General features: G+C 72.0%; 16 protein-coding genes. 12 read left to right on the forward strand and 4 right to left on the reverse strand.

Annotated elements, in window-relative coordinates; translation table 11 throughout:
- Positions 1–143: 143 nt before the first annotated feature.
- Together ABT170_RS23135 and ABT170_RS23140 are read left to right on the forward strand one after the other, a co-directional pair.
- The gene (locus ABT170_RS23135) at positions 144–1253 is read left to right on the forward strand and encodes an NAD(P)H-dependent flavin oxidoreductase (RefSeq protein WP_329945083.1); all 1110 of its coding nucleotides are present in this window, start codon (positions 144–146) and stop codon (positions 1251–1253) included.
- Entirely contained in the window at positions 1250–2800 is a 1551-nt protein-coding gene (locus tag ABT170_RS23140) for an acyl-CoA synthetase (protein ID WP_351870306.1), read from the forward strand. The genes ABT170_RS23135 and ABT170_RS23140 overlap by 4 nt, the downstream gene beginning before the upstream one ends.
- Positions 2801–2862: 62 nt before the next feature.
- On the opposite strand, the gene ABT170_RS23145 is transcribed toward ABT170_RS23140, so the two are convergent.
- The gene (locus tag ABT170_RS23145; RefSeq protein WP_351870309.1) at positions 2863–5274 is read right to left on the reverse strand and encodes a penicillin acylase family protein; all 2412 of its coding nucleotides are present in this window, start codon (positions 5272–5274) and stop codon (positions 2863–2865) included.
- 150 nt (positions 5275–5424) lie between these two features.
- Between ABT170_RS23145 and ABT170_RS23150 the strand changes: the two genes are divergently transcribed.
- The 3 genes from ABT170_RS23150 to ABT170_RS23160 all read left to right on the forward strand — a co-directional run bounded on the left by ABT170_RS23150 (position 5425) and on the right by ABT170_RS23160 (position 8786).
- Positions 5425–6933 carry an acyl-CoA synthetase gene (locus tag ABT170_RS23150; RefSeq protein ID WP_329945080.1) on the forward strand — a complete coding sequence of 503 codons (1509 nt, stop codon included), beginning with the start codon at positions 5425–5427 and terminating at the stop codon, positions 6931–6933.
- Positions 6934–7260: 327 nt separating this feature from the next.
- Complete coding sequence (locus tag ABT170_RS23155; protein ID WP_329945079.1) at positions 7261–7767, forward strand: sortase; 507 nt, start codon at positions 7261–7263, stop codon at positions 7765–7767.
- Between the two features lie 434 nt (positions 7768–8201).
- Complete coding sequence (locus tag ABT170_RS23160; RefSeq protein ID WP_329945246.1) at positions 8202–8786, forward strand: class F sortase; 585 nt, start codon at positions 8202–8204, stop codon at positions 8784–8786.
- Positions 8787–8876: 90 nt separating this feature from the next.
- Here the strand turns inward: ABT170_RS23160 and paaK are convergent, their stop codons facing one another.
- Positions 8877–10166 (reverse strand): phenylacetate--CoA ligase PaaK, encoded by a 1290-nt coding sequence (gene paaK, locus ABT170_RS23165; protein ID WP_329945078.1) that lies wholly within the window; start codon positions 10164–10166, stop codon positions 8877–8879.
- 147 nt (positions 10167–10313) lie between these two features.
- The gene (locus ABT170_RS23170; RefSeq protein ID WP_351870314.1) at positions 10314–11993 is read right to left on the reverse strand and encodes an FAD-dependent oxidoreductase; all 1680 of its coding nucleotides are present in this window, start codon (positions 11991–11993) and stop codon (positions 10314–10316) included.
- Positions 11994–12259: 266 nt separating this feature from the next.
- Here ABT170_RS23170 and ABT170_RS23175 point away from each other — a divergent pair, with 266 nt between their 5' ends.
- From ABT170_RS23175 to ABT170_RS23205, 7 genes are all read left to right on the forward strand, one after another.
- A complete protein-coding gene (locus ABT170_RS23175; RefSeq protein ID WP_329945076.1) occupies positions 12260–13378 on the forward strand; it encodes a TcmI family type II polyketide cyclase in 1119 nt (372 codons plus the stop codon).
- Positions 13379–13489: 111 nt separating this feature from the next.
- Entirely contained in the window at positions 13490–13939 is a 450-nt protein-coding gene (locus tag ABT170_RS23180) for a cupin domain-containing protein (RefSeq protein ID WP_266928712.1), read from the forward strand.
- On the forward strand, positions 13936–15204 hold the full coding sequence (locus ABT170_RS23185) for a beta-ketoacyl-[acyl-carrier-protein] synthase family protein (protein ID WP_329945075.1): 1269 nt from the start codon (positions 13936–13938) through the stop codon (positions 15202–15204). The genes ABT170_RS23180 and ABT170_RS23185 overlap by 4 nt, the downstream gene beginning before the upstream one ends.
- A complete protein-coding gene (locus ABT170_RS23190; RefSeq protein WP_351870319.1) occupies positions 15201–16451 on the forward strand; it encodes a beta-ketoacyl synthase N-terminal-like domain-containing protein in 1251 nt (416 codons plus the stop codon). Before ABT170_RS23185 ends, ABT170_RS23190 begins: the two co-directional genes overlap by 4 nt.
- A gap of 15 nt (positions 16452–16466) precedes the next feature.
- Complete coding sequence (locus ABT170_RS23195) at positions 16467–16724, forward strand: acyl carrier protein (RefSeq protein ID WP_329945073.1); 258 nt, start codon at positions 16467–16469, stop codon at positions 16722–16724.
- 2 nt (positions 16725–16726) lie between these two features.
- On the forward strand, positions 16727–17206 hold the full coding sequence (locus tag ABT170_RS23200; RefSeq protein ID WP_329945072.1) for an SRPBCC family protein: 480 nt from the start codon (positions 16727–16729) through the stop codon (positions 17204–17206).
- A gap of 21 nt (positions 17207–17227) precedes the next feature.
- Positions 17228–17560 (forward strand): TcmI family type II polyketide cyclase, encoded by a 333-nt coding sequence (locus ABT170_RS23205; protein ID WP_329945071.1) that lies wholly within the window; start codon positions 17228–17230, stop codon positions 17558–17560.
- A 100-nt stretch (positions 17561–17660) separates the two neighbouring features.
- On the opposite strand, the gene ABT170_RS23210 is transcribed toward ABT170_RS23205, so the two are convergent.
- Entirely contained in the window at positions 17661–18740 is a 1080-nt protein-coding gene (locus tag ABT170_RS23210) for a methyltransferase (RefSeq protein ID WP_329945070.1), read from the reverse strand.
- Positions 18741–18752: the final 12 nt, after the last annotated feature.

Below are 18752 nucleotides of genomic sequence, written 5' to 3' on the forward strand. Positions count from 1 at the left end.
TCTCTTCGAAGAGTGAAACTTCTTGCCGCCGCCGAGATTACTGTCACCTCCGCCGCCCCGTACGGCCCCGGCGTCACAAAGAATCTGACACTGCATCAGAAAATCTCTTCCCTCGGTTGTCCGGCTGCGGCATCCTGCGGCCCATGGAGACGGAGCTGAGCAAGAAACTGGGGATCGAGCACGCCATCTTCGGCTTCACGCCGTTCCCCGCGGTCGCCGCTGCCATCACCAGAGCCGGCGGTTTCGGTGTGCTCGGGGCGGTCCGCTACACCGCGCCGGACGACCTGGCCCGCGACCTCGACTGGATGCAGGCGCATACCGACGGCAAACCGTACGGCCTGGACGTCGTCATGCCGGCCAGGAAGGTGGAGGGGGTCACCGAGGCGGACGTCGAGGCGATGATCCCGGAAGGGCACCGCAGGTTCGTCCGGGACACCCTCGCCAAGCACGGCGTACCCGAGCTCGCCGAGGGCGAGGCATCCGGCTGGCGCATCACCGGCTGGATGGAGGAGGTCGCCCGCAGCCAGCTCGACGTCGCCTTCGGCTACCCCATCAGGCTCCTCGCCAACGCCCTCGGCTCCCCACCCCCCGACGTCGTCGAACGCGCCCACGAGAACGGCGTGCTCGTGGCCGCGCTCGCGGGCAGCGCCACACACGCACGGCGGCACGCCGAAGCGGGCATCGACATCGTCGTCGCCCAGGGCTACGAGGCGGGCGGCCACACGGGCGAGATCGCCTCCATGGTGCTGGTCCCCGAAGCGGTGGACGCCGTCGGCCCGCTGCCCGTCCTCGCCGCCGGAGGCATCGGCAGCGGTGAACAGATCGCCGCCGGACTCGCCCTGGGCGCCCAGGGCGTCTGGCTCGGCTCCCTCTGGCTCACCACCGAGGAGGCCGACCTCCACTCCCCGGCGCTGACCCGCAAACTCCTCGACGCCGGCTCCGGCGACACCGTCCGCTCCCGCGCGCTCACCGGGAAGCCCGCACGTCAGCTGCGTACCGAATGGACCGACGCCTGGGACGACGCCGCCGGACCCGGCACCCTGCCCATGCCGCTCCAGGGACTCCTGGTCGCCGAAGCGGTCTCCCGGATCCAGAAGTACGAGGTCGGCGCCCTGCTCGGCACACCCGTCGGCCAGATCGTCGGGCGGATGAACACCGAACGCAGCGTCCAGGCGGTCTTCGACGACCTGACCCGCGGTTTCGAACGCGCCGTGGACCGAATCAACCGCATCGCCGGACGGAGCGCCTCATGAACCAGCCGCCCAACGGCTTCTGGGCCCAGGCCACCGCGGACCCCGACCGCACCGTCCTCGTCGCGCCCGACGGCGAGGAGTGGAGCGCGGGACGGCTGCACGCCGCCGCCAACCGCATGGTCCACGGACTGCGCGCCGCCGGCCTCGGGCGGGGCGACGCGTTCGCCGTCGTCCTGCCCAACGGCGTCGAGTTCTTCACCGCCTACCTCGCCGCCGCCCAGGCCGGTTTCTACCTCGTCCCCGTCAACCACCACCTCATCGGCCCCGAGATCGCCTGGATCGTCGCGGACTCCGGCGCCAAGGTGCTGATCGCCCACGAACGGTTCGCACCGGCCGCGACCGCCGCGGCCGACGAGGCGGGGCTGCCCACCACCCACCGCTACGCCGTGGGCACCGTCGAGGGCTGCCGCCCGTACGCGGAACTGCTCGACGGCAGGCCGGACACCCCGCCCGGGGACCGCACGCTGGGCTGGGTGATGAACTACACCTCGGGCACCACCGGCCGCCCCCGCGGCATCCGCCGGCCGCTCTCCGGAAAGCTCCCCGAGGAGAGCCACCTCGGCGGCTTCCTCTCCATCTTCGGCATCAGGCCGTTCGACGACAACGTCCACCTGGTCTGCTCGCCGCTCTACCACACGGCCGTGCTCCAGTTCGCGGGCGCCTCCCTGCACATCGGCCACCCGCTGGTCCTGATGGACCGATGGGCACCGCAGGAGATGCTCAGGGTCATCGACGCGTACCGCTGCACGCACACACACATGGTCCCGACACAGTTCCACCGGCTCCTCGCCCTGCCCGACGAGGTGAAGAGCCGCTACGACGTCTCGTCGATGCGGCACGCCATCCACGGTGCCGCCCCCTGCCCCGACCACGTCAAACGGGCGATGATCGACTGGTGGGGGCGGTGCGTCGAGGAGTACTACGCGGCCAGTGAGGGCGGCGGCGCGTTCGCCACCGCCGAGGACTGGCTGAAGAAGCCGGGAACCGTCGGCAGGGCCTGGCCCATCAGCGAACTGGCCGTCCACGACGACGACGGGAACCGGCTGGCACCCGGTGAACTGGGCACCGTCTACATGAAGATGAGCACCGGCGGCTTCAGCTACCACAAGGACGAGACCAAGACGCGGAAGAACCGCATCGGCGACTTCTTCACCGTCGGTGACCTGGGCATCCTGGACGAGGAGGGCTATCTCTTCCTCCGCGACCGCAAGATCGACATGATCATCTCGGGTGGCGTCAACATCTACCCCGCCGAGATCGAGGCGGCCCTCCTCGCCCACCCCGCGGTCGCCGACGCCGCCGTCTTCGGTATCCCGCACGGGGACTGGGGCGAGGAGGTCAAGGCGGTCGTCGAGGCGGCCGAGGGGCACGAGCCGGGTGAGGCGCTGGCCGCCGGGATCCTCGCCCACTGCGAACAGCGGCTCGCGGGGTTCAAGCGGCCCAGAAGCGTCGACTTCATCGCCGCGATGCCCCGCGACCCCAACGGCAAGCTGTACAAACGGCGCCTGCGCGACCCGTACTGGGAGGACCGCCCCGGCGCCCTGTGAGATCCGGCGGCCGGCGTCCCGGGGCGGGGCGGGCCCGCCCCGGGAACCGGCCGGCGCGCCGGTCAGCGGTGCTCGCGCACCCGCTCCACCCGCAGTTCCGGAGAGCGCGCGATGTCCTTCTCGCAGAACCGGGAGGTCACCCAGCGCTCCTGGGAGTACAGCCTGGTCTGGTCACTGAAGTGCGCCGACGCGGGGTTCGACGACTGGGAGTACGTCAGCAGCGTCCGGGCGACCGGGCATTTCCCGCCGTCCCAGCCGACCGCCTGGATGTAGCTGGAACCGTCCGACACCTCGGTGTAGCCGCCGGCCGCCGCGTTCCACCGGGGCTCCGTCTTGTTCCAGATGCCCAGCGACTCCGTGCCGCCGCTGATCGGAAGGCGCTGCCCCTTGCGCAGGACGTACTGGTGGTCGCCCAGCGGGGCGTCCGGAGCGATCCCCGCCGCCCGCAGCTCCGCCACGGCGTCGGCGAGCGCCGCCGTGACCCCGGGGGCCGAGGTGTTGAGGGTGTTCGGGGTCCGTACCGGGTCGGCGGGGTCGTAGGGCACCTGCCACAGCCGGTCGGCGGGCACCTTCGCCGCCCGGCGCCAGAAGCGGTCGAAGAGCAGCGCGCCCCGGCTGCCGGTGTTCACGCTCCGGTCCCAGCGGCGCAGCACCGGGCAGGCCGCGGACACATCGACCGGTGAGCCGTCGGAGCCCACCGCGATGCCGCCCGGAAGCGCCGAGCACGCCGCCGCCATGTCGGCGGCCGTCAGATCACCGGCGGGCGCGCGGTTCGCGAACTGCTGGCGCTGGAGGTCCGCGACGCGCAGCCGCCCCCGCTCCGCCATCGCCGACACGTCCTCGACCGCCCCGCGCGTACGCATCGAGCGGTTCGTCCCGATGGTGCCGAAGACCCGCTCGTAGCCCGTCAGCGGGTGTGCGGCATTCGTCAGCCAGGCACTGTCGTTGGAGTTCTCGACGTACGGGGTGTCCTTCAGCGTGGGCATCCGGCCCGGACCGAAGATCCCCGGCTGCACCGCGTCCGGGTCCGACCCCAACGCGCAGTCGCTCTTCGAGCCGTCCAGCACCGCGAGCCCGGACGAGGGGTAGGTGGCCCTGCCGAGCGCGGTCGAGCAGCGCCGGGCCAGGTCGTCCGTGATCCGGGGCAGGACCTGGGACTGGGAGAAGAAGGAGTGCCCGGCGGAGTCGGCGGCGATCGTGTTCACCCAGGGCAGGCCCTGCGTGGCGCGCAGCGCTTCCTGGATTCCGGCGGTGCCGCGCGCCCTGCTGAAACCGAGCGCCGTGTCCGAGGCGCGCAGGTTCGACGCGTTCGGGTCGTTCAGCGCGTACGCGGTGTCCGCCGTCCACGGCAGCGGCAGCCCGGCACCGAGCGAGGTGACGACCGGACCGAAGCGGGTCCACCACTGGGCGCGGGTCACCGGGGCGGCGTCCTTCACCGGGACCGAGACCGTGCGCTTCACCATCCGCTCCGGCACGCCGTCCACGAGGTACGAGGTCGGGTCGGCCGGGTCCAGGGTCAGCTGGTGCAGATTGAGCGTGACGCCCGTGGCGACCGTATGGCTCCACGCGATGTGCGCGTTGTGCCCGATCGACATCGTGGACGAGCCGAGGAGCGATCCGCCCGAGACGTTCAGTTCGCCCGGAATGGTCTGCTGCGACTGCCAGAACCTGCGTCCGCCCTGCCACGGGTAGTGCGGGTTGCCGAGCAGCAGCCCGCGCCCGTTCGCCGTCGTGCTCCCGTTGAAGGCGACGGCGTTGGAACCCATGTCCGCGTTCTGTGCGGACAGCAGCCGCGTGGCCGCCTCCGCCGCCTCGCCCGGAGTCACACCGGGCTCCGCCGCCGCGCCGGACGGGGGCCGCGCGGCGGTGATGCCGTCGATGCCCCGGCCCTGGCCGCCGAGCACGGAGAGCGCGAAGGCCCGGACCGCGACGTCCAGCGCGGTGACGGGCCGCACCCAGGAGGCGCCCCGGCAGGCCGGGTCGGTGATCCGGTTCTGCTCGATCCAGGCGTTGTACCCGGCCGCGAAGCCGCGCATCGACTCCTTCGCCTCGCGGCTCGGGCCCGCGGGCGCGGGAGTGCTCAGCAGCTTCTCCACGGTGCGGCTCCCGCGGACCCCGCGGAAGTACAGATCGCTGGAGAGGTTCGTGGACGCCGAGGACAGCGAACCGTCCGGCACCCCGTCCGCGCCGAGGTACCCGGACCGTTCGCCGCGCACCGTGAGGAACCCGTCGGCCAGGTTGCAGACCTGATCGGCCGCCTGCGCCCAGCCGTTGCCGAAGCCCAGATTCGCGTAGTCCTTCGCCACGATGTGCGGGATGCCGTACTCGGTGTACCGGATGACGGCGGAGAGACCGCCGCCGGAGGGATGCCGCTCCTGCGGGGCACCGGCCGCGGCGGGCGGCAGCCCGGCCGACACGCCGGCCAGCGCGAGACCGGCGACCGCGATCATTCTCAGACGGTTACGGAGGGACAAGTCTGCTCCCAACTGTACGGGTGGGAAGGATGGTTGCCCGAGGCTGCGGGCAGCCTGGCGTCACTCAGCCAGCAGCCTCGTGCATCTGTCAACCGGTTGATCGCTATCCAGCCTCTTGACCACCCGTTCGTGGCCGCACAGGATCACGCCATGACAGGTGTACGCAGCAGCACAGTCGACGGTGTCGTGACCCGCAGCGCACGGCGCACCCCCGGCCGCACCGCCCTGCGGTACGGCGGACGGACCTGGACCTACGGGGCCCTGGACACCGCGGTCACCACCGCGGCCGCCGTCCTGACCGGCGAGCACGGCCTGCGCCCCGGAGACCGGGTCGCCTCCTACGCGCACAACTCCGATGTGTACCTGATCGGCTTCCTGGCCTGCGCCCGTGCCGGGCTCGTCCATGTGCCGGTCAACCAGAACCTCACCGGCGAGGATCTGACGTACCTTCTCGGCCAGTCCGGAAGCTCACTCGTCCTCACCGATCCGGACCTCGCGGGACGGCTTCCGGCCGGAACCGCGGTGCGCGCGCTGCGCGACGCGCCGGACAGTCTGCTCGACGCGCTGGACACGCCCCGGCCCTTCACCCCCGAGCGCGAGCCGGACGCCGACGACCTGGTGCAGCTGCTCTACACCTCCGGCACCACCGCCCTGCCCAAGGGCGCGATGATGACGCACGGGGCACTGGTGCACGAGTACGTCAGCGCGATCACCGCGCTCGGCCTGGCGGCCGGGGACCGGCCCGTGCACTCCCTGCCGCTGTACCACTCCGCCCAGATGCATGTCTTCCTGATGCCGTACCTCGCGGTCGGCGCCGAGAACACCATCCTCGACTCGCCGGACGCCGCCCGGATCTTCGACCTGGTGGAGGCCGGGCAGGCGGACAGCCTCTTCGCCCCGCCCACCGTCTGGATCGGGCTGTCCAACCACCCGGACTTCGCCACCCGCGAACTCGGCGCGCTGCGCAAGGCGTACTACGGGGCGTCGATCATGCCCGTACCGGTCCTGGAACGCCTTCGTGAACGGCTGCCGGACCTGGCCTTCCACAACTGTTTCGGGCAGAGCGAGATCGGGCCGCTGGCCCTCGTCCTGGGCCCCGACGAGCACGAGGGCCGGATGGACTCCTGCGGCAGGCCCGTCCTCTTCGTCGAGGCACGTGTCGTCGACGAGGACGGCGAGGAGGTTCCCGACGGGACGGCGGGCGAAGTGGTCTACCGGTCCCCCCAACTGTGCCGGGGCTACTGGGAGAAGCCCGAGGAGAGCGCGGAGGCGTTCCGTGACGGCTGGTTCCGCTCCGGCGATCTGGCGGTGCGTGACCCGGAGGGGTTCTTCACGGTGGTCGACCGGGTGAAGGACGTCATCAACTCCGGCGGGGTCCTCGTCGCCTCCCGCCAGGTCGAGGACGTCCTCTACACCCATCCGGCGGTCGCCGAGACCGCCGTCATCGGGCTGCCCGACGAGCGCTGGATCGAGGCCGTCACCGCCGTCGTCGTGCTGCGAGGGGCCGCGACGGAGGCCGAACTGATCGACCACGCCCGCGAGAAGCTGGCCGGCTTCAAGGCCCCGAAGAGAGTCCTGTTCGTGGACGGACTCCCGCGCAACGCCAGCGGGAAGATCCTCAAGCGGGAGCTGCGGGACCGGTTCTCCGGCCGGCCGTAGAGCGGATTCCGCGCCGAGGGGCGGCCGGGTCCCGGTGCGCTGGGGATCCGCCCGGTACCGCCCCTGGGCAGTGCCCGCGGAACGCCGCCCGGTGTCCGCCCCGGTACGCCCGTTCGCCGTCCGCCCGGGGGTTCACCTCCACGGCCGTCCCCGCGTCGGGTGACCTGCGAAAACGATCAAGCAGGAGCCGTCGTTGCGGCCGACCGGGTGAGGCCGGTGGCGATGCGTCATGTTGCGGAGGTGACGGGGTGTCGGTTGCCTCGGAGACGGAGCACAGCAGAGGCGCCGCGCAGACCGGCCGGACCCTGCTCCCGTTGGAGGATCCTCATGCGCAACACACGCGTCGGCGCAGGCGTCGCCCTGCTCATCGGTGCCCTGGGACTGTCGGTGCCGACGGCGGTCGCCGCCGACAGCCCGGCGGGCGAACGGGCCATCACCATCCGCCCGGGGCACGCCTCGGCGGGCTCCACCGTCACCGTCAGCACCGCGGCCTGCGGCAAGGAGACCTATGGCAAGGGGGTCTCCGAGCTGGGCGGGGACTTCCACCTCTTCGCCGGTGACCGCGAGGGAGTGCTCGTCGGCCAGTTCCGGATTCCGTACGAGGCCGAACCGGGCAGCGACACCGTCACCGTCAAATGCCCGCCCCGAATCAAGCTGACGGAAACGTACAAGGTCATCGGCCGGACCCCCAGCGGCTCGGTCGCCGCCGGCTTCGGATCCCCCACAAACCAGGGCACCCAGCTCGCGGTGGGCGGTGTGCTGCTCGCCGGCGCGACCGCCGGTGGGGTGCTCAGGCTGCGCCGCCGCCTGAACGTCGGGGCCGTCCGCACCTGACGGCACACCACATCGCCCACGCCGTACGGGTCCCGGACGACGCGTCGATCCGGGGCCCGGACCGTCCCCCGTCCCACCCGAAGCGAGGCAGAGGCACAGACGCGATGGAAACCGGGCGCAAGACCAGCCAGTCCCCGCACTCGTTCGTCCCTTCGGCCAAGCACCTCGTCTGGGCCCTGCTGGCGGGGACCGTGCTCGTGATCAGCGGGACGCGCGACAACGATCCGCCGCAGCCCTCGGCCGCGCAGGCGTTCAGCACCCCGTCGGCCACCCCGTCGGCACCCGCGCCGGCGCTTCCCCCGGCCGTCTCGTCGGTACCCTCCTCGTCGGCGGCCCCCTCGGCAGCTTCCGGGAGCGCGGCGCCGGTGGCCTCCGCCCCCGCGCGGGTCGCTCCACCGCTCGCGCCCCCCGCGGTCCGGCCGGAGAGGCCGCCGATGGTCCGGGCCTACTTCGCCCCCGTGCACCGCGCGCCCGCCCCTACCGCGCCGGCTCCGGCTCGTACCGCGCCCGCCCGTGCGGCTGCTCCCTCCCCGGCCGCGCGGCCCGCCGTCCAGCCGTTGCCCCCCTCGGATCCGGTGCGCCTGCGGATCCCCGCGCTCCGTGTCGATGCCCCCATGACGCGGCTGGGACTGGACGCGGCCGGGGCGCTGCGGCCCCCGCCCGACAACGACCCGCTCCTCGCCGGGTGGTACGGCGAGGGCACGGCCCCCGGCTCGACGGGGACCGCGATCACCGCCGGGCACGTGGACACCCGTGTCGGCCCCGGTGTCTTCCAGAAGCTCGGCCTGCTCACCAAGGGCGCCACCGTCGAGATCGTCCGGGCGGACCGGCGTACGGCCGTGTTCACCGTCGACGCCGTCGAGGTCTACGACAAGAAGGCGTTCCCGGACAAGAAGGTCTACGGCCCCTCGGAACGCCCCGAACTGCGGGTGATCACCTGTGGTGGGAACTACACGCGGAAGACCGGCTACCGGAGCAACGTCGTCGTCTACGCGACACTCACCGCGGTCAGGTCCTGACCGCGCCCGGACACCGCCGGCGCCAGGGGGCGTCCCCGGCGGGCAGGACACCCGCCGGACCGGCGGAACACCGGCCCGGACGCCCGTGGTTCAGTCCTCGTCCCGCAGGTCCACGATCCGCCTGATCTTGCCGACCGAACGCTCCAGCGACCCGGGGTCCACGATCTCGACCCCGACCGACACCCCGATGCCGTCCTTCACCGCCGCCGCGATGGACTCCGCGGCGGCCGTCCGCTCCCCGGCGCCGGCTTCGGCCCGCGCCTCGGCCCGGACCGTCAGCGCGTCGAGGCGCCCCTGCCGGGTCAGCCGCAGCTGGAAGTGGGGCGCCACCCCGGCCGTACGCAGGACGATCTCCTCGATCTGGGTCGGGAAGAGGTTCACCCCGCGCAGGATCACCAGGTCGTCGCTGCGCCCGGTCACCTTCTCCATCCGCCGGAAGACCCGGGCCGTGCCGGGCAGCAGCCGGGTCAGGTCCCGCGTCCGGTAGCGGATCACCGGCATGGCCTCCTTGGTGAGCGAGGTGAAGACCAGCTCGCCCTCCTCCCCGTCCGGCAGCACCTCACCGGTGAACGGGTCGACGACCTCCGGATAGAAGTGGTCCTCCCAGATGTGCAGCCCGTCCTTCGTCTCCACGCACTCCTGCGCGACCCCCGGGCCCATCACCTCGGAGAGCCCGTATATGTCGACGGCGTCGATCGCGAACCGCTCCTCGATCTCGCGCCGCATCGCCTCGGTCCACGGCTCGGCGCCGAAGATCCCGGTACGCAGGGATGTCGTACGCGGATCGACGCCCTGGCGCTCGAACTCGTCGAGGAGCGTCAGCATGTACGACGGCGTGATCATGATGACCTCGGGCCGGAAGTCCTGGATCAGCCGCACCTGCCGGGCCGTCATTCCGCCGGACGCGGGGATGACCGTGCAGCCGAGCCGCTCCGCCCCGTAGTGCGCCCCCAGTCCGCCGGTGAACAGGCCGTATCCGTACGCCACATGGACCTTGTGCCCCGGACGGCCTCCGGCGGCCCGGATCGACCGGGCGACCACGTCCGCCCAGGTGTCCAGGTCCCGCTGTGTGTACCCGACGACGGTCGGCCGGCCGGTGGTCCCGCTGGACGCGTGGATCCGCCGGACCCGGTCCTCGGGCACGGCGAACATCCCGAAGGGGTAGTTGTCCCGCAGATCGGCCTTGGCGGTGAAGGGGAAGCGGGCGAGGTCGGAGAGCGTACGGCAGTCCTCGGGCCGCAGCCCCGCCTTGTCGAAGGCCGCCCGGTAGAAGCCCACGTTCTCGTACGCGTGCCGGAGCGTGGCGCGCAGCCGCTCCAGTTGCAGCGCCTCCAGTTCGTCGCGGCCGAGCCGTTCCGCTGCGTCCAGCAGAGCCGTCATGCGCGTGTTCCTCTCCCGAACGGGCGACCGATCATTCGGTCGATCTTCCCGGGAGCAGTAATTCAGGACGGAGAGTCCCTGGCAAGAGGCGTGCGCGGCCGATCGCCGGCCGGCCCGGCCGATCACCGTCCCGGCCGGCCGTGCGTGTCAGTCCCGGTGGAGCACGCGGGACAGGGCCTCGTGCAGGGTCGCCTCCGGGTCGGCGACGGAGCCCGTCGACCGCCACGCCACGAAGCCGTCGGGGCGTACGAGAACGGCGCCTTCGGCGGTGACGCCGTGCGCCCCGGCCCAGTCGGTGCCCTCCTCGGTCTCCAGGGCGGAGCCCGGTGCCGCGCCGATGCCGAAGGCGTCCAGGCGGACCGACAGCCGGCCGGCGACCCGCTCCGCCGCGCTCCGCCATCGCGTGTCCCCGGCATCGCTGAGCAGCACGAAGGACCGTTCGTACAGATCAAGTGTGGACACGCGTTCGCCGGACCGGTGTACCCACAGATGCGGTGCGCGGGAACCCGGTTCGCCGGTCAGCCGCATGCCGTCCGGAACCACCGCGACCCCGGGGTCCACCCCCAGCACGGCACCGTGGACGTAGCGGTAGCCCAGCACCACCGGCAGCATCCCGCCCTTCCGCCCGCCCCCCGGACCGCCGGGGCCCCCCGCACCGCCGGGACCCCCCGGACCCCCGGCCTCCGGTGCGGGGACATAGCCGGGGTGGCTGTGCTCGCCGGAGCGGGCCGAAGCACGTGCGCTGGTCGCCCTCGCCACGGGAAGACGCTCCGCCTCGTAGGTGTCGAGCAGACCGGGGCCCGCCGCGCCGCTGAGCACCGCGGCCAGCTTCCACGCGAGGTTGTGCGCGTCCTGGATGCCGGTGTTCGAGCCGAACGCGCCGGTGGGGGACATCTCATGGGCGGAGTCCCCGGCGAGGAAGACCCGGCCGGACCCGTACCGCTCGGCCACCCGCTCGGCGGCGTGCCACGGGGCCTTTCCGGTGATCTCCACATCGAGCCCGGGTGCGCCCACCGCCCGGCGGATGTGCTCGGCGCACCGCTCGTCGGTGAAGTCCTCCAGCGTCTCGCCCCGGTCGGGCTGCCAGGGGGCGTGGAAGACCCAGCTCTCCTCGTTGTCCACGGGCAGCAGCGCCCCGTCCGCCTCGGGGTTGGTCAGGTAGCACACGATGAAGCGCCGGTCACCGACCACCGCCGCGAGCTGCCGGGACCGGAAGGTGATGCTCACGTTGTGGAAGAGGTCACCGGGACCCGACTGGCCGATACGCAACTGCTCCCGGATCGGGCTGCGCGGCCCGTCGGCCGCGATGACGTAGTCGGCGCGCACGGTCCTGTGTTCACCGCTCTCGCGGTTCTTCACCACCGCGGTGACCCCCGAGCCGTCCTGGGAGAAGGACATCAGCTCGTGGGAGAACCGCACATCACCGCCCTGCTCGCGGGCGTGCTCCAACAGGACCGGTTCCAGGTCGTTCTGACTGCACAGGCACCAGCCGCTCGGGCTGAAGCGCGCGAGCGCGCCACCGGGGTCGATCTCCTTGAACAGCCATTCCTGGTCGTCGCCGGTCAGCGAGAACGCCTGGAGGATGCCGTGGTTGCCGGCGAGGACCGAGGCGGCGTCCCTGATCAGCGGCTCCGCGCCGGCGACCCGGAAGACCTCCATCGTGCGCACGTTGTTGCCCCGCCCCCGGGGATGGGTCGAGGTGGCCGCGTGTTTCTCGACCAGCAGATGCTCGACGCCGAGGCGGCCCAGGAAGAGTGAGGCGGACAGGCCCACCAGGGAGCCGCCCACGATGAGGACAGGTACGCGGAGGTCGACGTTCTCGTTCATCTGCTGCTCCAGCTCGGACGCCGTGCGGACGCAGTGTCCATGCCCTTGCCGGGAGCGGTTCGGACGTCGGCTCACCTGAACGGTTCATTAATCTCGCACCAGCCGTACCAGCGTTCCACGATCAGTGAGGGAACGATGCCCGCGTTGTGGGGGGCGGACGGCACACATGCGGTCGGGCGAGTCCCCGCTGTGAACTCCACCGGAATCCGACGGTTGACGAAGGGCCACGGACGTGGCCGCCGCACCGTCTTGAAGGAGAGCGAAAGATGACGACCCTCTCGGAACGGATATCGCAGTCCGCCTTCGACGGCTCCAGGCTCCGCGTCGTGCTGCTGCTGGACCTGCACGACGGAGCTCAGAAGCAGTTCCTGGAGGCGTACGAGCACCTGCGCAACCAGGTGGCATCCGTCCCCGGACACATCAGCGACCAGCTGTGCCAGTCCATCGAGAACCCCTCGCAGTGGCTCATCACCAGCGAATGGGAGAGCGCACCGCCCTTCCTCGCCTGGGTGAACAGCGAGGAGCACGTCGAGACGGTCCAGCCGCTGCACGGCTGCGTACGCGACACCAGGTCCCTGCGCTTCAGCATTCTGCGCGAGACGGGCAAGACCTTCGTGGCCGCCCCGGAGCCGGTCAAGGGCCGGCTCCAGTCCGCTCCCCGCCTCGGCGACGGAGTGGTGCGCCACGCCCTCACGTTCACCGTGAAGCCCGGCAGCGAGGAGGCGGTCGCCAAGATCCTGGCCGACTACGACTCCCCGAAGGCGCGCGTCGACGAGAACACCCGGCTGCGCCGCACCTCCCTCTTCATGCACGGCAACCGTGTCGTACGGGCCGTGGAGGTCGAGGGCGACCTGCTGGCCGCGCTGCGCCATGTGTCCCGCCAGCCCGAGGTCAGGGCGGTCGAGGAAGCGATCAACCCCTATCTGGAGCAGGACCGGGACCTCGGCGATCCCGACTCCGCCCGGATGTTCTTCACCCGGGCGGCCCTGCCGACCGTCCACCATGTGACGGCCGGCCGGCAGAAGCCCGAGGACGTCAAGCGGCACGCGCTGTTCTACCAGGCGAAGGAAGGGTGCGGCATGGCGCTGGCCCGGCTGCTGGCGGGACAGGACGAGGAGGCCGCCGACAACCCGGAGAGCCCCATCGACAGCAGCACCATCTTCCAGCGCGACGACGTCGTCGTCCGGCTGCTGGAGGTGGGCGGCCCGCTCGACGCGCGGCCCGCGCAGGCGCTCGGGATCGACGGCCACCGCAAGGCGGCCGTGCTGGGGCGCCTCCTGGCCGGCGGCGCGAACGGCCTGCCGACGACCGATCAGGAGGCCGCGCGCTTCCTCGCCCAGTCCGAGATGCGCCTGATCACCGACCGGCGGGCCACGGAGTCCTGATCCGCGCACCGGCACCCGCGCACCGTGCCCCCGGCACCGCGCACCCGCGGCGCTCGGACCACCGTCCGACGCCGTCGGCCATCACGTACAACGCGCCTGGAGGAGAGCAGAATGACCACGTTCCGGCCCCGCATCGTCGACCTCGGCGAGACTCAGCCCAACCGCAGGCGCGGAGGAGATCTGCGCGCCATGCTCACACCCACGGCGGTGGGCGCCACCAGCGGCTTCATGGGCCTGGCCCTGGTCCAGCCGGGGGAGCGCATCGGCGAGCACTACCACCCGTACTCCGAGGAGTTCGTGTACGTCGTGCAGGGCCGCCTGGAGGTGGACCTCGACGGCGAGCCGTACTCCATGCGGCCCGACCAGGGCCTGCTGATCCCGCCGCACGTACGCCACCGTTTCCGCAACGTGGGCGATGTGGAGGCGCGCATGGTCTTCCACCTCGGCCCGCTCGCCCCGCGCCCGGAGCTCGGGCACGTGGACACCGAGGAGACCGGCGCGGAGAGCGGTGGGACCCAGGAGCGGGGAGCGCCGCCAGAACGAACCGGGGCGGCTTCGTGAACCGGCGTGTGGCGGTCACCGGAGTCGGAGTGGTCGCGCCCGGCGGCATCGGCGCACCGGCCTTCTGGGACCTTCTGGCGGCGGGCCGTACCGCGACGCGCGGCATCACGCTCTTCGACCCGGCCGGCTTCCGCTCCCGGATAGCCGCCGAGTGCGACTTCGACCCGGCCGCGCACGGCCTGGACGAGGAACTGATCGCCCGCTCCGACCGGTACGTCCAGTTCGCGCTGGTGGCCGCGGCGGAAGCACTCGGTGACGCCGGGATCGACCCGGAGAAGGAGGACCCCTGGCGGATCGGGGTCTCCATGGGCACCGCGGTCGGCGGCACCACCCGTCTCGAACACGACTACGTCGCCGTCAGCGGGAGCGGCGCCCGCTGGGACGTGGACCACCGCCCGGCCGGACGCCACCTGGAACGGGCCTTCTCGCCCAGCACCCTGGCCTCCGCGGTCGCCGAACAGGTCGGCGCGCACGGCCCGGTGCAGACCGTCTCGACGGGCTGCACCTCCGGCCTCGACGCGATCGGCTACGCCTTCCACGCCGTCGAGGAGGGCCGCGTCGACGTCTGCCTCGCCGGGGCGTCCGACTCGCCGATCACCCCCATCACGGTGGCCTGCTTCGACGCCATCAAGGCGACCTCCGCCAACAACGACGACCCGGAGCACGCCTCCCGGCCGTTCGACGCGGGCCGGGACGGCTTCGTCATGGGCGAGGGCGGAGCCGTGCTCGTCCTGGAGGATCTGGAGCACGCCCGCGCCCGCGGCGCCACCGTGCACTGCGAGATCGTGGGTTACGCCACCTTCGGCAACGCCTACCACATGACCGGGCTGACCCCCGAGGGCCTGGAGATGGCCCGTGCCATCGACGCCGCCCTCGGCCACGCCCGTATCGACGCCACGCGGATCGACTACGTCAACGCGCACGGCTCGGGCACCAAGCAGAACGACCGGCACGAGACGGCCGCGGTGAAGCGGGCGCTGGGCCGGCACGCCTACAAGGTGCCGATGAGCTCGATCAAGTCCATGGTCGGCCACTCGCTCGGCGCCATCGGGGCGATAGAGATCGCGGCCTGCGTGCTGGCGCTGATCCATCAGACGGTGCCCCCGACGGCGAACTACGAGACGCCGGACCCCGAGTGCGACCTCGACTACGTGCCCCGCGTCGCGCGCCCCCTGAAGCTGCGCAGCGTTCTCTCGGTCGGCAGTGGCTTCGGCGGATTCCAGTCCGCCGTCGCCCTGACCCGGCCCGGAGGGAGGACCCCATGAGAACCCCGCAAGAACGGCGGCCGGTCATCACCGGCATCGGCGTCGTCGCCCCCAACGGGACGGGCGCCGGAGCCTTCTGGAAACAGACCCAGGAGGGGGTGAGCGTCCTGGACGCGGTGTCGCGCGAGGGCTGCGGGCACCTGCCGCTCCGGGTCGCCGGCGAGGTCCGTGACTTCGACCCGGTGGCCCTCATCGAGGAGCGGTTCCTGGTGCAGACCGACCGCTTCACGCACTACGCGATGGCCGCGGCCGACCTCGCCCTGGACGACGCCCGGCTCGGCCGGGCCGACTACGAGGACGCTCCGTACGGCGTGGGCGTGGTGACGGCCGCCGGGTCCGGCGGCGGCGAGTTCGGCCAGCGTGAGCTGCAACGGCTGTGGGGTCAGGGATCCCGTTACGTCGGCCCCTACCAGTCGATCGCCTGGTTCTACGCCGCCAGCACCGGGCAGATCTCGATCCGCGGCGGGTTCAAGGGGCCGTGCGCCGTCGTGGCCAGCGACGAGGCCGGCGGACTGGACGCCCTCATGCACGCCGCCCGGTCCGTGCGGCGCGGCACCGACGCCGTGGTGGTCGGCGCGGCCGAGGCCCCTCTGGCCCCGTACTCGGTCGTCTGCCAGCTCGGGTACGAGGACCTCAGCACCTGCGACGACCCGGCGCGCGCCTACCGCCCGTTCACCGCGGACGCCTGCGGGTTCGTGCCCGCCGAGGGCGGCGCCATGCTCGTGGTCGAGGACGAGGCGGCGGCCCTCGCCCGCGGGGTCCGGGGCCGGGCCGAACTGGCCGGTCACGCCGCGACGTTCACCGGGGCATCCCGGTGGGAGGAGTCCCGGGGCGGGCTGGCGCGGGCGATCGGCGGCGCGCTCGCGGAGGCGCGCTGCGCGCCCGAGGAGATCGACGTCGTCTTCGCGGACGCGCTCGGTGTCCCGGCGGCCGACCGGGCCGAGGCGCTCGCCCTGGCCGACGCCCTGGGCGCGCACGGACGGCGGGTGCCGGTGACGGCGCCCAAGACCGGTACCGGCCGCGCCTACTGCGGTGCGCCGGTGCTGGACACCGCCGCCGCCGTACTCGCCATGGAGCACGGCCTGATCCCGCCCACCCCGAACGTCTTCGACGTGTGCCACGACCTCGATGTGGTCACCGGCCGCGCGCGCCCCGCGGAACTGCGTACGGCGCTCGTGCTGAGCCGGGGGCTCATGGGATCGAACGCGGCGCTGGTGCTGCGGTATCTCCCCGGCACCCCCCTGTGAGAAGGAGAAACCCCCATGACCGCTCAACTCACCTATGAGGAACTCGCCACGCTGATGAAGAACGGCGCCGGAGTCAGCGTCGATCCGCTGGAGATGGAGAGCCGGCCGGCCTCCGTGTTCGACGAGTTCGGTCTCGACTCGCTCGGACTCCTCGGCATCGTCGCCGTCCTGGAGAACCGGTACGGCGTACCGCTGCCGGCCGACGCGGACAAGTGCAAGTCGCCCCGCGAGTTCCTCGACCTCGTCAACAGCAGCCTCGTGACAGGAGCCTGAAAGTGTCCGGACACACCGAGAACGACATCACCATCGCCGCCCCCCTGGACCTCGTCTGGGACGTGACGAACAACCTGGAGGAATGGCCGCGGCTGTTCAGCGAGTACGCGGAGGTCGAGGTGATCGAGCGGCAGGGCGAGACGACGACGTTCCGGCTGACGATGCACCCCGACGACAACGGCAAGGTCTGGAGCTGGGTCTCGGAGCGGACCACGGACCGGGCCTCGCGCAGCGTCTCGGCCCGCCGCGTCGAGCCGGGCCCCTTCCAGCACATGAACATCCGCTGGGAGTACTCGGAGGTCCCCGGCGGTACGAGGATGCACTGGAAGCAGGACTTCGCGATGCGCCCCGACGCACCGGTCGACGACGAGTGGATGACCGCGAACATCAACCGCAACTCCCGCGTCCAGATGGAACTCATCCGGGACAAGATCGAGCAGCGGGACCGGGAGCGCCGCGCCGCCTCGGTCACGGCCGACTGATCCGGCGGAAAGGCACCTTCGATGCACCACGCACTGATCGTCGCCCGGATGGCGCCGGGTTCGGCGCCGGACATCGCGGAGCTTTTCTCCGCCTCGGACACCACCGAACTGCCGCACCTCGTCGGGGTCAGCCGGCGCACGCTGTTCCAGTTCGGCGACGTCTACATGCATCTGATCGAGTCCGACCGGCCGCCGGGCCCGGAGATCGCCAAGGTGACGGAGCACCCGGAGTTCAAGAGCCTCAGCGACCGGCTCACCGCCTTCGTCAGCCCCTACGACCCGCAGACCTGGCGTGGTCCCAAGGACGCGATGGCCCACGAGTTCTACCGGTGGCAGCGCGACAGCGCCCGCTGAGACAGGCGATCGCCCCGGATCCGGCACACACCGGATCCGGGGCGATCACCTGTGGGACCCGCCCGGGGGCGGGTCCCACAAGCTGGTCACCGGGCCTGTCTCACCCGGGGACGACGCATTCGAAGGCGTGCAGATACGCGTTGACCGGCCGGATCTCGCCGACGGCCAGTCCGGCCTCCGACAGCCGGCCGACCAGACTGTCCCTGGAGTGCTTCGCGCCGCCGACGTTGAGCAGCAGCAGCAGGTCCATGGCGGTGGTGAACCTCATCGACGGGGTGTCGTCGACGAGGTTCTCGATGATCACGACCCGGGCGCCCGGCCGGGCCGCCGCGACCACATTGCGCAGGGTCCGGCGGGTGCTCTCGTCATCCCATTCGAGGATGTTCTTGATGATGTAGAGATCCGCCTCGACGGGGATGCTCTGCCGGCAGTCCCCGGCGACGATGTCCGCCCGCCCGGCGAGGTCGCCGCCGTCGCGCAGCCGGGCATCGGCCCTCGCCACCACGCCCGGCAGGTCCAGCAGGGTGCCGCGGACCTCCGGGTGCTTGTCCAGCAGACTGGCGAGCACATGACCCTGGCCGCCACCGATGTCGGCGACCACGGACACCCCGGTCAGGTCGAGCAGTTCGGCGACATCCAGCGCGGACTGCCTGCTGGAGGTGGTCATGGCGCGGTTGAAGACCTGGGCCGACTCGGCCGCGTCCTGGTGGAGGTAGTCGAAGAACCCCTTGCCGAACGTCTCGGGGAAGACGCTCGCGCCCGACCGCACGGCGTCGTCGAGCTGCGGCCACACCTTCCAGGTCCAGGGCTCGGTACACCACAGGGAGATGTACCGCAGGCTGTTCGGATCGTCCTCGCGCAGCAGCCGGGACATCTCCGTGTGGACGAACGTCCCGTCCTCCCGCTCGCTGAAGATCCCGTAGCAGCACAGGGCCCGGAGCAGCCGCCGCAGCGGTACGGGCTCGGTGTTCACCACCTTCGCGAGCTCCGCCGCGGTGGCGGGCGATTCACCGAGCGCGTCGGCGACGCCCAGCCGGGCGGCGGCGCGGACGGCCGCGGCACAGGCGGCCCCGAAGACGAGCTCCCGCAGCCGCATGGCCGGGGGCGGGCCGGGGACGTCGGTCCGTCCCGGGGAGGGGGTGGCGGGGGTGGGCGCCGGGGTGGGGCTCACGGTGGTCATTCCGCCTCGATT

This window comes from Streptomyces sp. NPDC001787, assembly GCF_040297465.1.
GTDB lineage: Bacteria > Actinomycetota > Actinomycetes > Streptomycetales > Streptomycetaceae > Streptomyces.

What these genes read in the sequence shown, in the direction of transcription:
- ABT170_RS23150 (WP_329945080.1), top strand. Translation starts at nt 5,425, where the DNA reads ATGACAGGTGTACGCAGCAGCACAGTCGACGGTGTCGTGACCCGCAGC.
- ABT170_RS23180 (WP_266928712.1), top strand. Translation starts at nt 13,490, where the DNA reads ATGACCACGTTCCGGCCCCGCATCGTCGACCTCGGCGAGACTCAGCCC.
- ABT170_RS23205 (WP_329945071.1), top strand. Translation starts at nt 17,228, where the DNA reads ATGCACCACGCACTGATCGTCGCCCGGATGGCGCCGGGTTCGGCGCCG.
- ABT170_RS23175 (WP_329945076.1), top strand. Translation starts at nt 12,260, where the DNA reads ATGACGACCCTCTCGGAACGGATATCGCAGTCCGCCTTCGACGGCTCC.
- ABT170_RS23170 (WP_351870314.1), bottom strand. Translation starts at nt 11,993, where the DNA reads ATGAACGAGAACGTCGACCTCCGCGTACCTGTCCTCATCGTGGGCGGC.
- ABT170_RS23135 (WP_329945083.1), top strand. Translation starts at nt 144, where the DNA reads ATGGAGACGGAGCTGAGCAAGAAACTGGGGATCGAGCACGCCATCTTC.
- ABT170_RS23155 (WP_329945079.1), top strand. Translation starts at nt 7,261, where the DNA reads ATGCGCAACACACGCGTCGGCGCAGGCGTCGCCCTGCTCATCGGTGCC.
- ABT170_RS23195 (WP_329945073.1), top strand. Translation starts at nt 16,467, where the DNA reads ATGACCGCTCAACTCACCTATGAGGAACTCGCCACGCTGATGAAGAAC.
- paaK (WP_329945078.1), bottom strand. Translation starts at nt 10,166, where the DNA reads ATGACGGCTCTGCTGGACGCAGCGGAACGGCTCGGCCGCGACGAACTG.
- ABT170_RS23190 (WP_351870319.1), top strand. Translation starts at nt 15,201, where the DNA reads ATGAGAACCCCGCAAGAACGGCGGCCGGTCATCACCGGCATCGGCGTC.
- ABT170_RS23160 (WP_329945246.1), top strand. Translation starts at nt 8,202, where the DNA reads ATGGTCCGGGCCTACTTCGCCCCCGTGCACCGCGCGCCCGCCCCTACC.
- ABT170_RS23140 (WP_351870306.1), top strand. Translation starts at nt 1,250, where the DNA reads ATGAACCAGCCGCCCAACGGCTTCTGGGCCCAGGCCACCGCGGACCCC.
- ABT170_RS23210 (WP_329945070.1), bottom strand. Translation starts at nt 18,740, where the DNA reads ATGACCACCGTGAGCCCCACCCCGGCGCCCACCCCCGCCACCCCCTCC.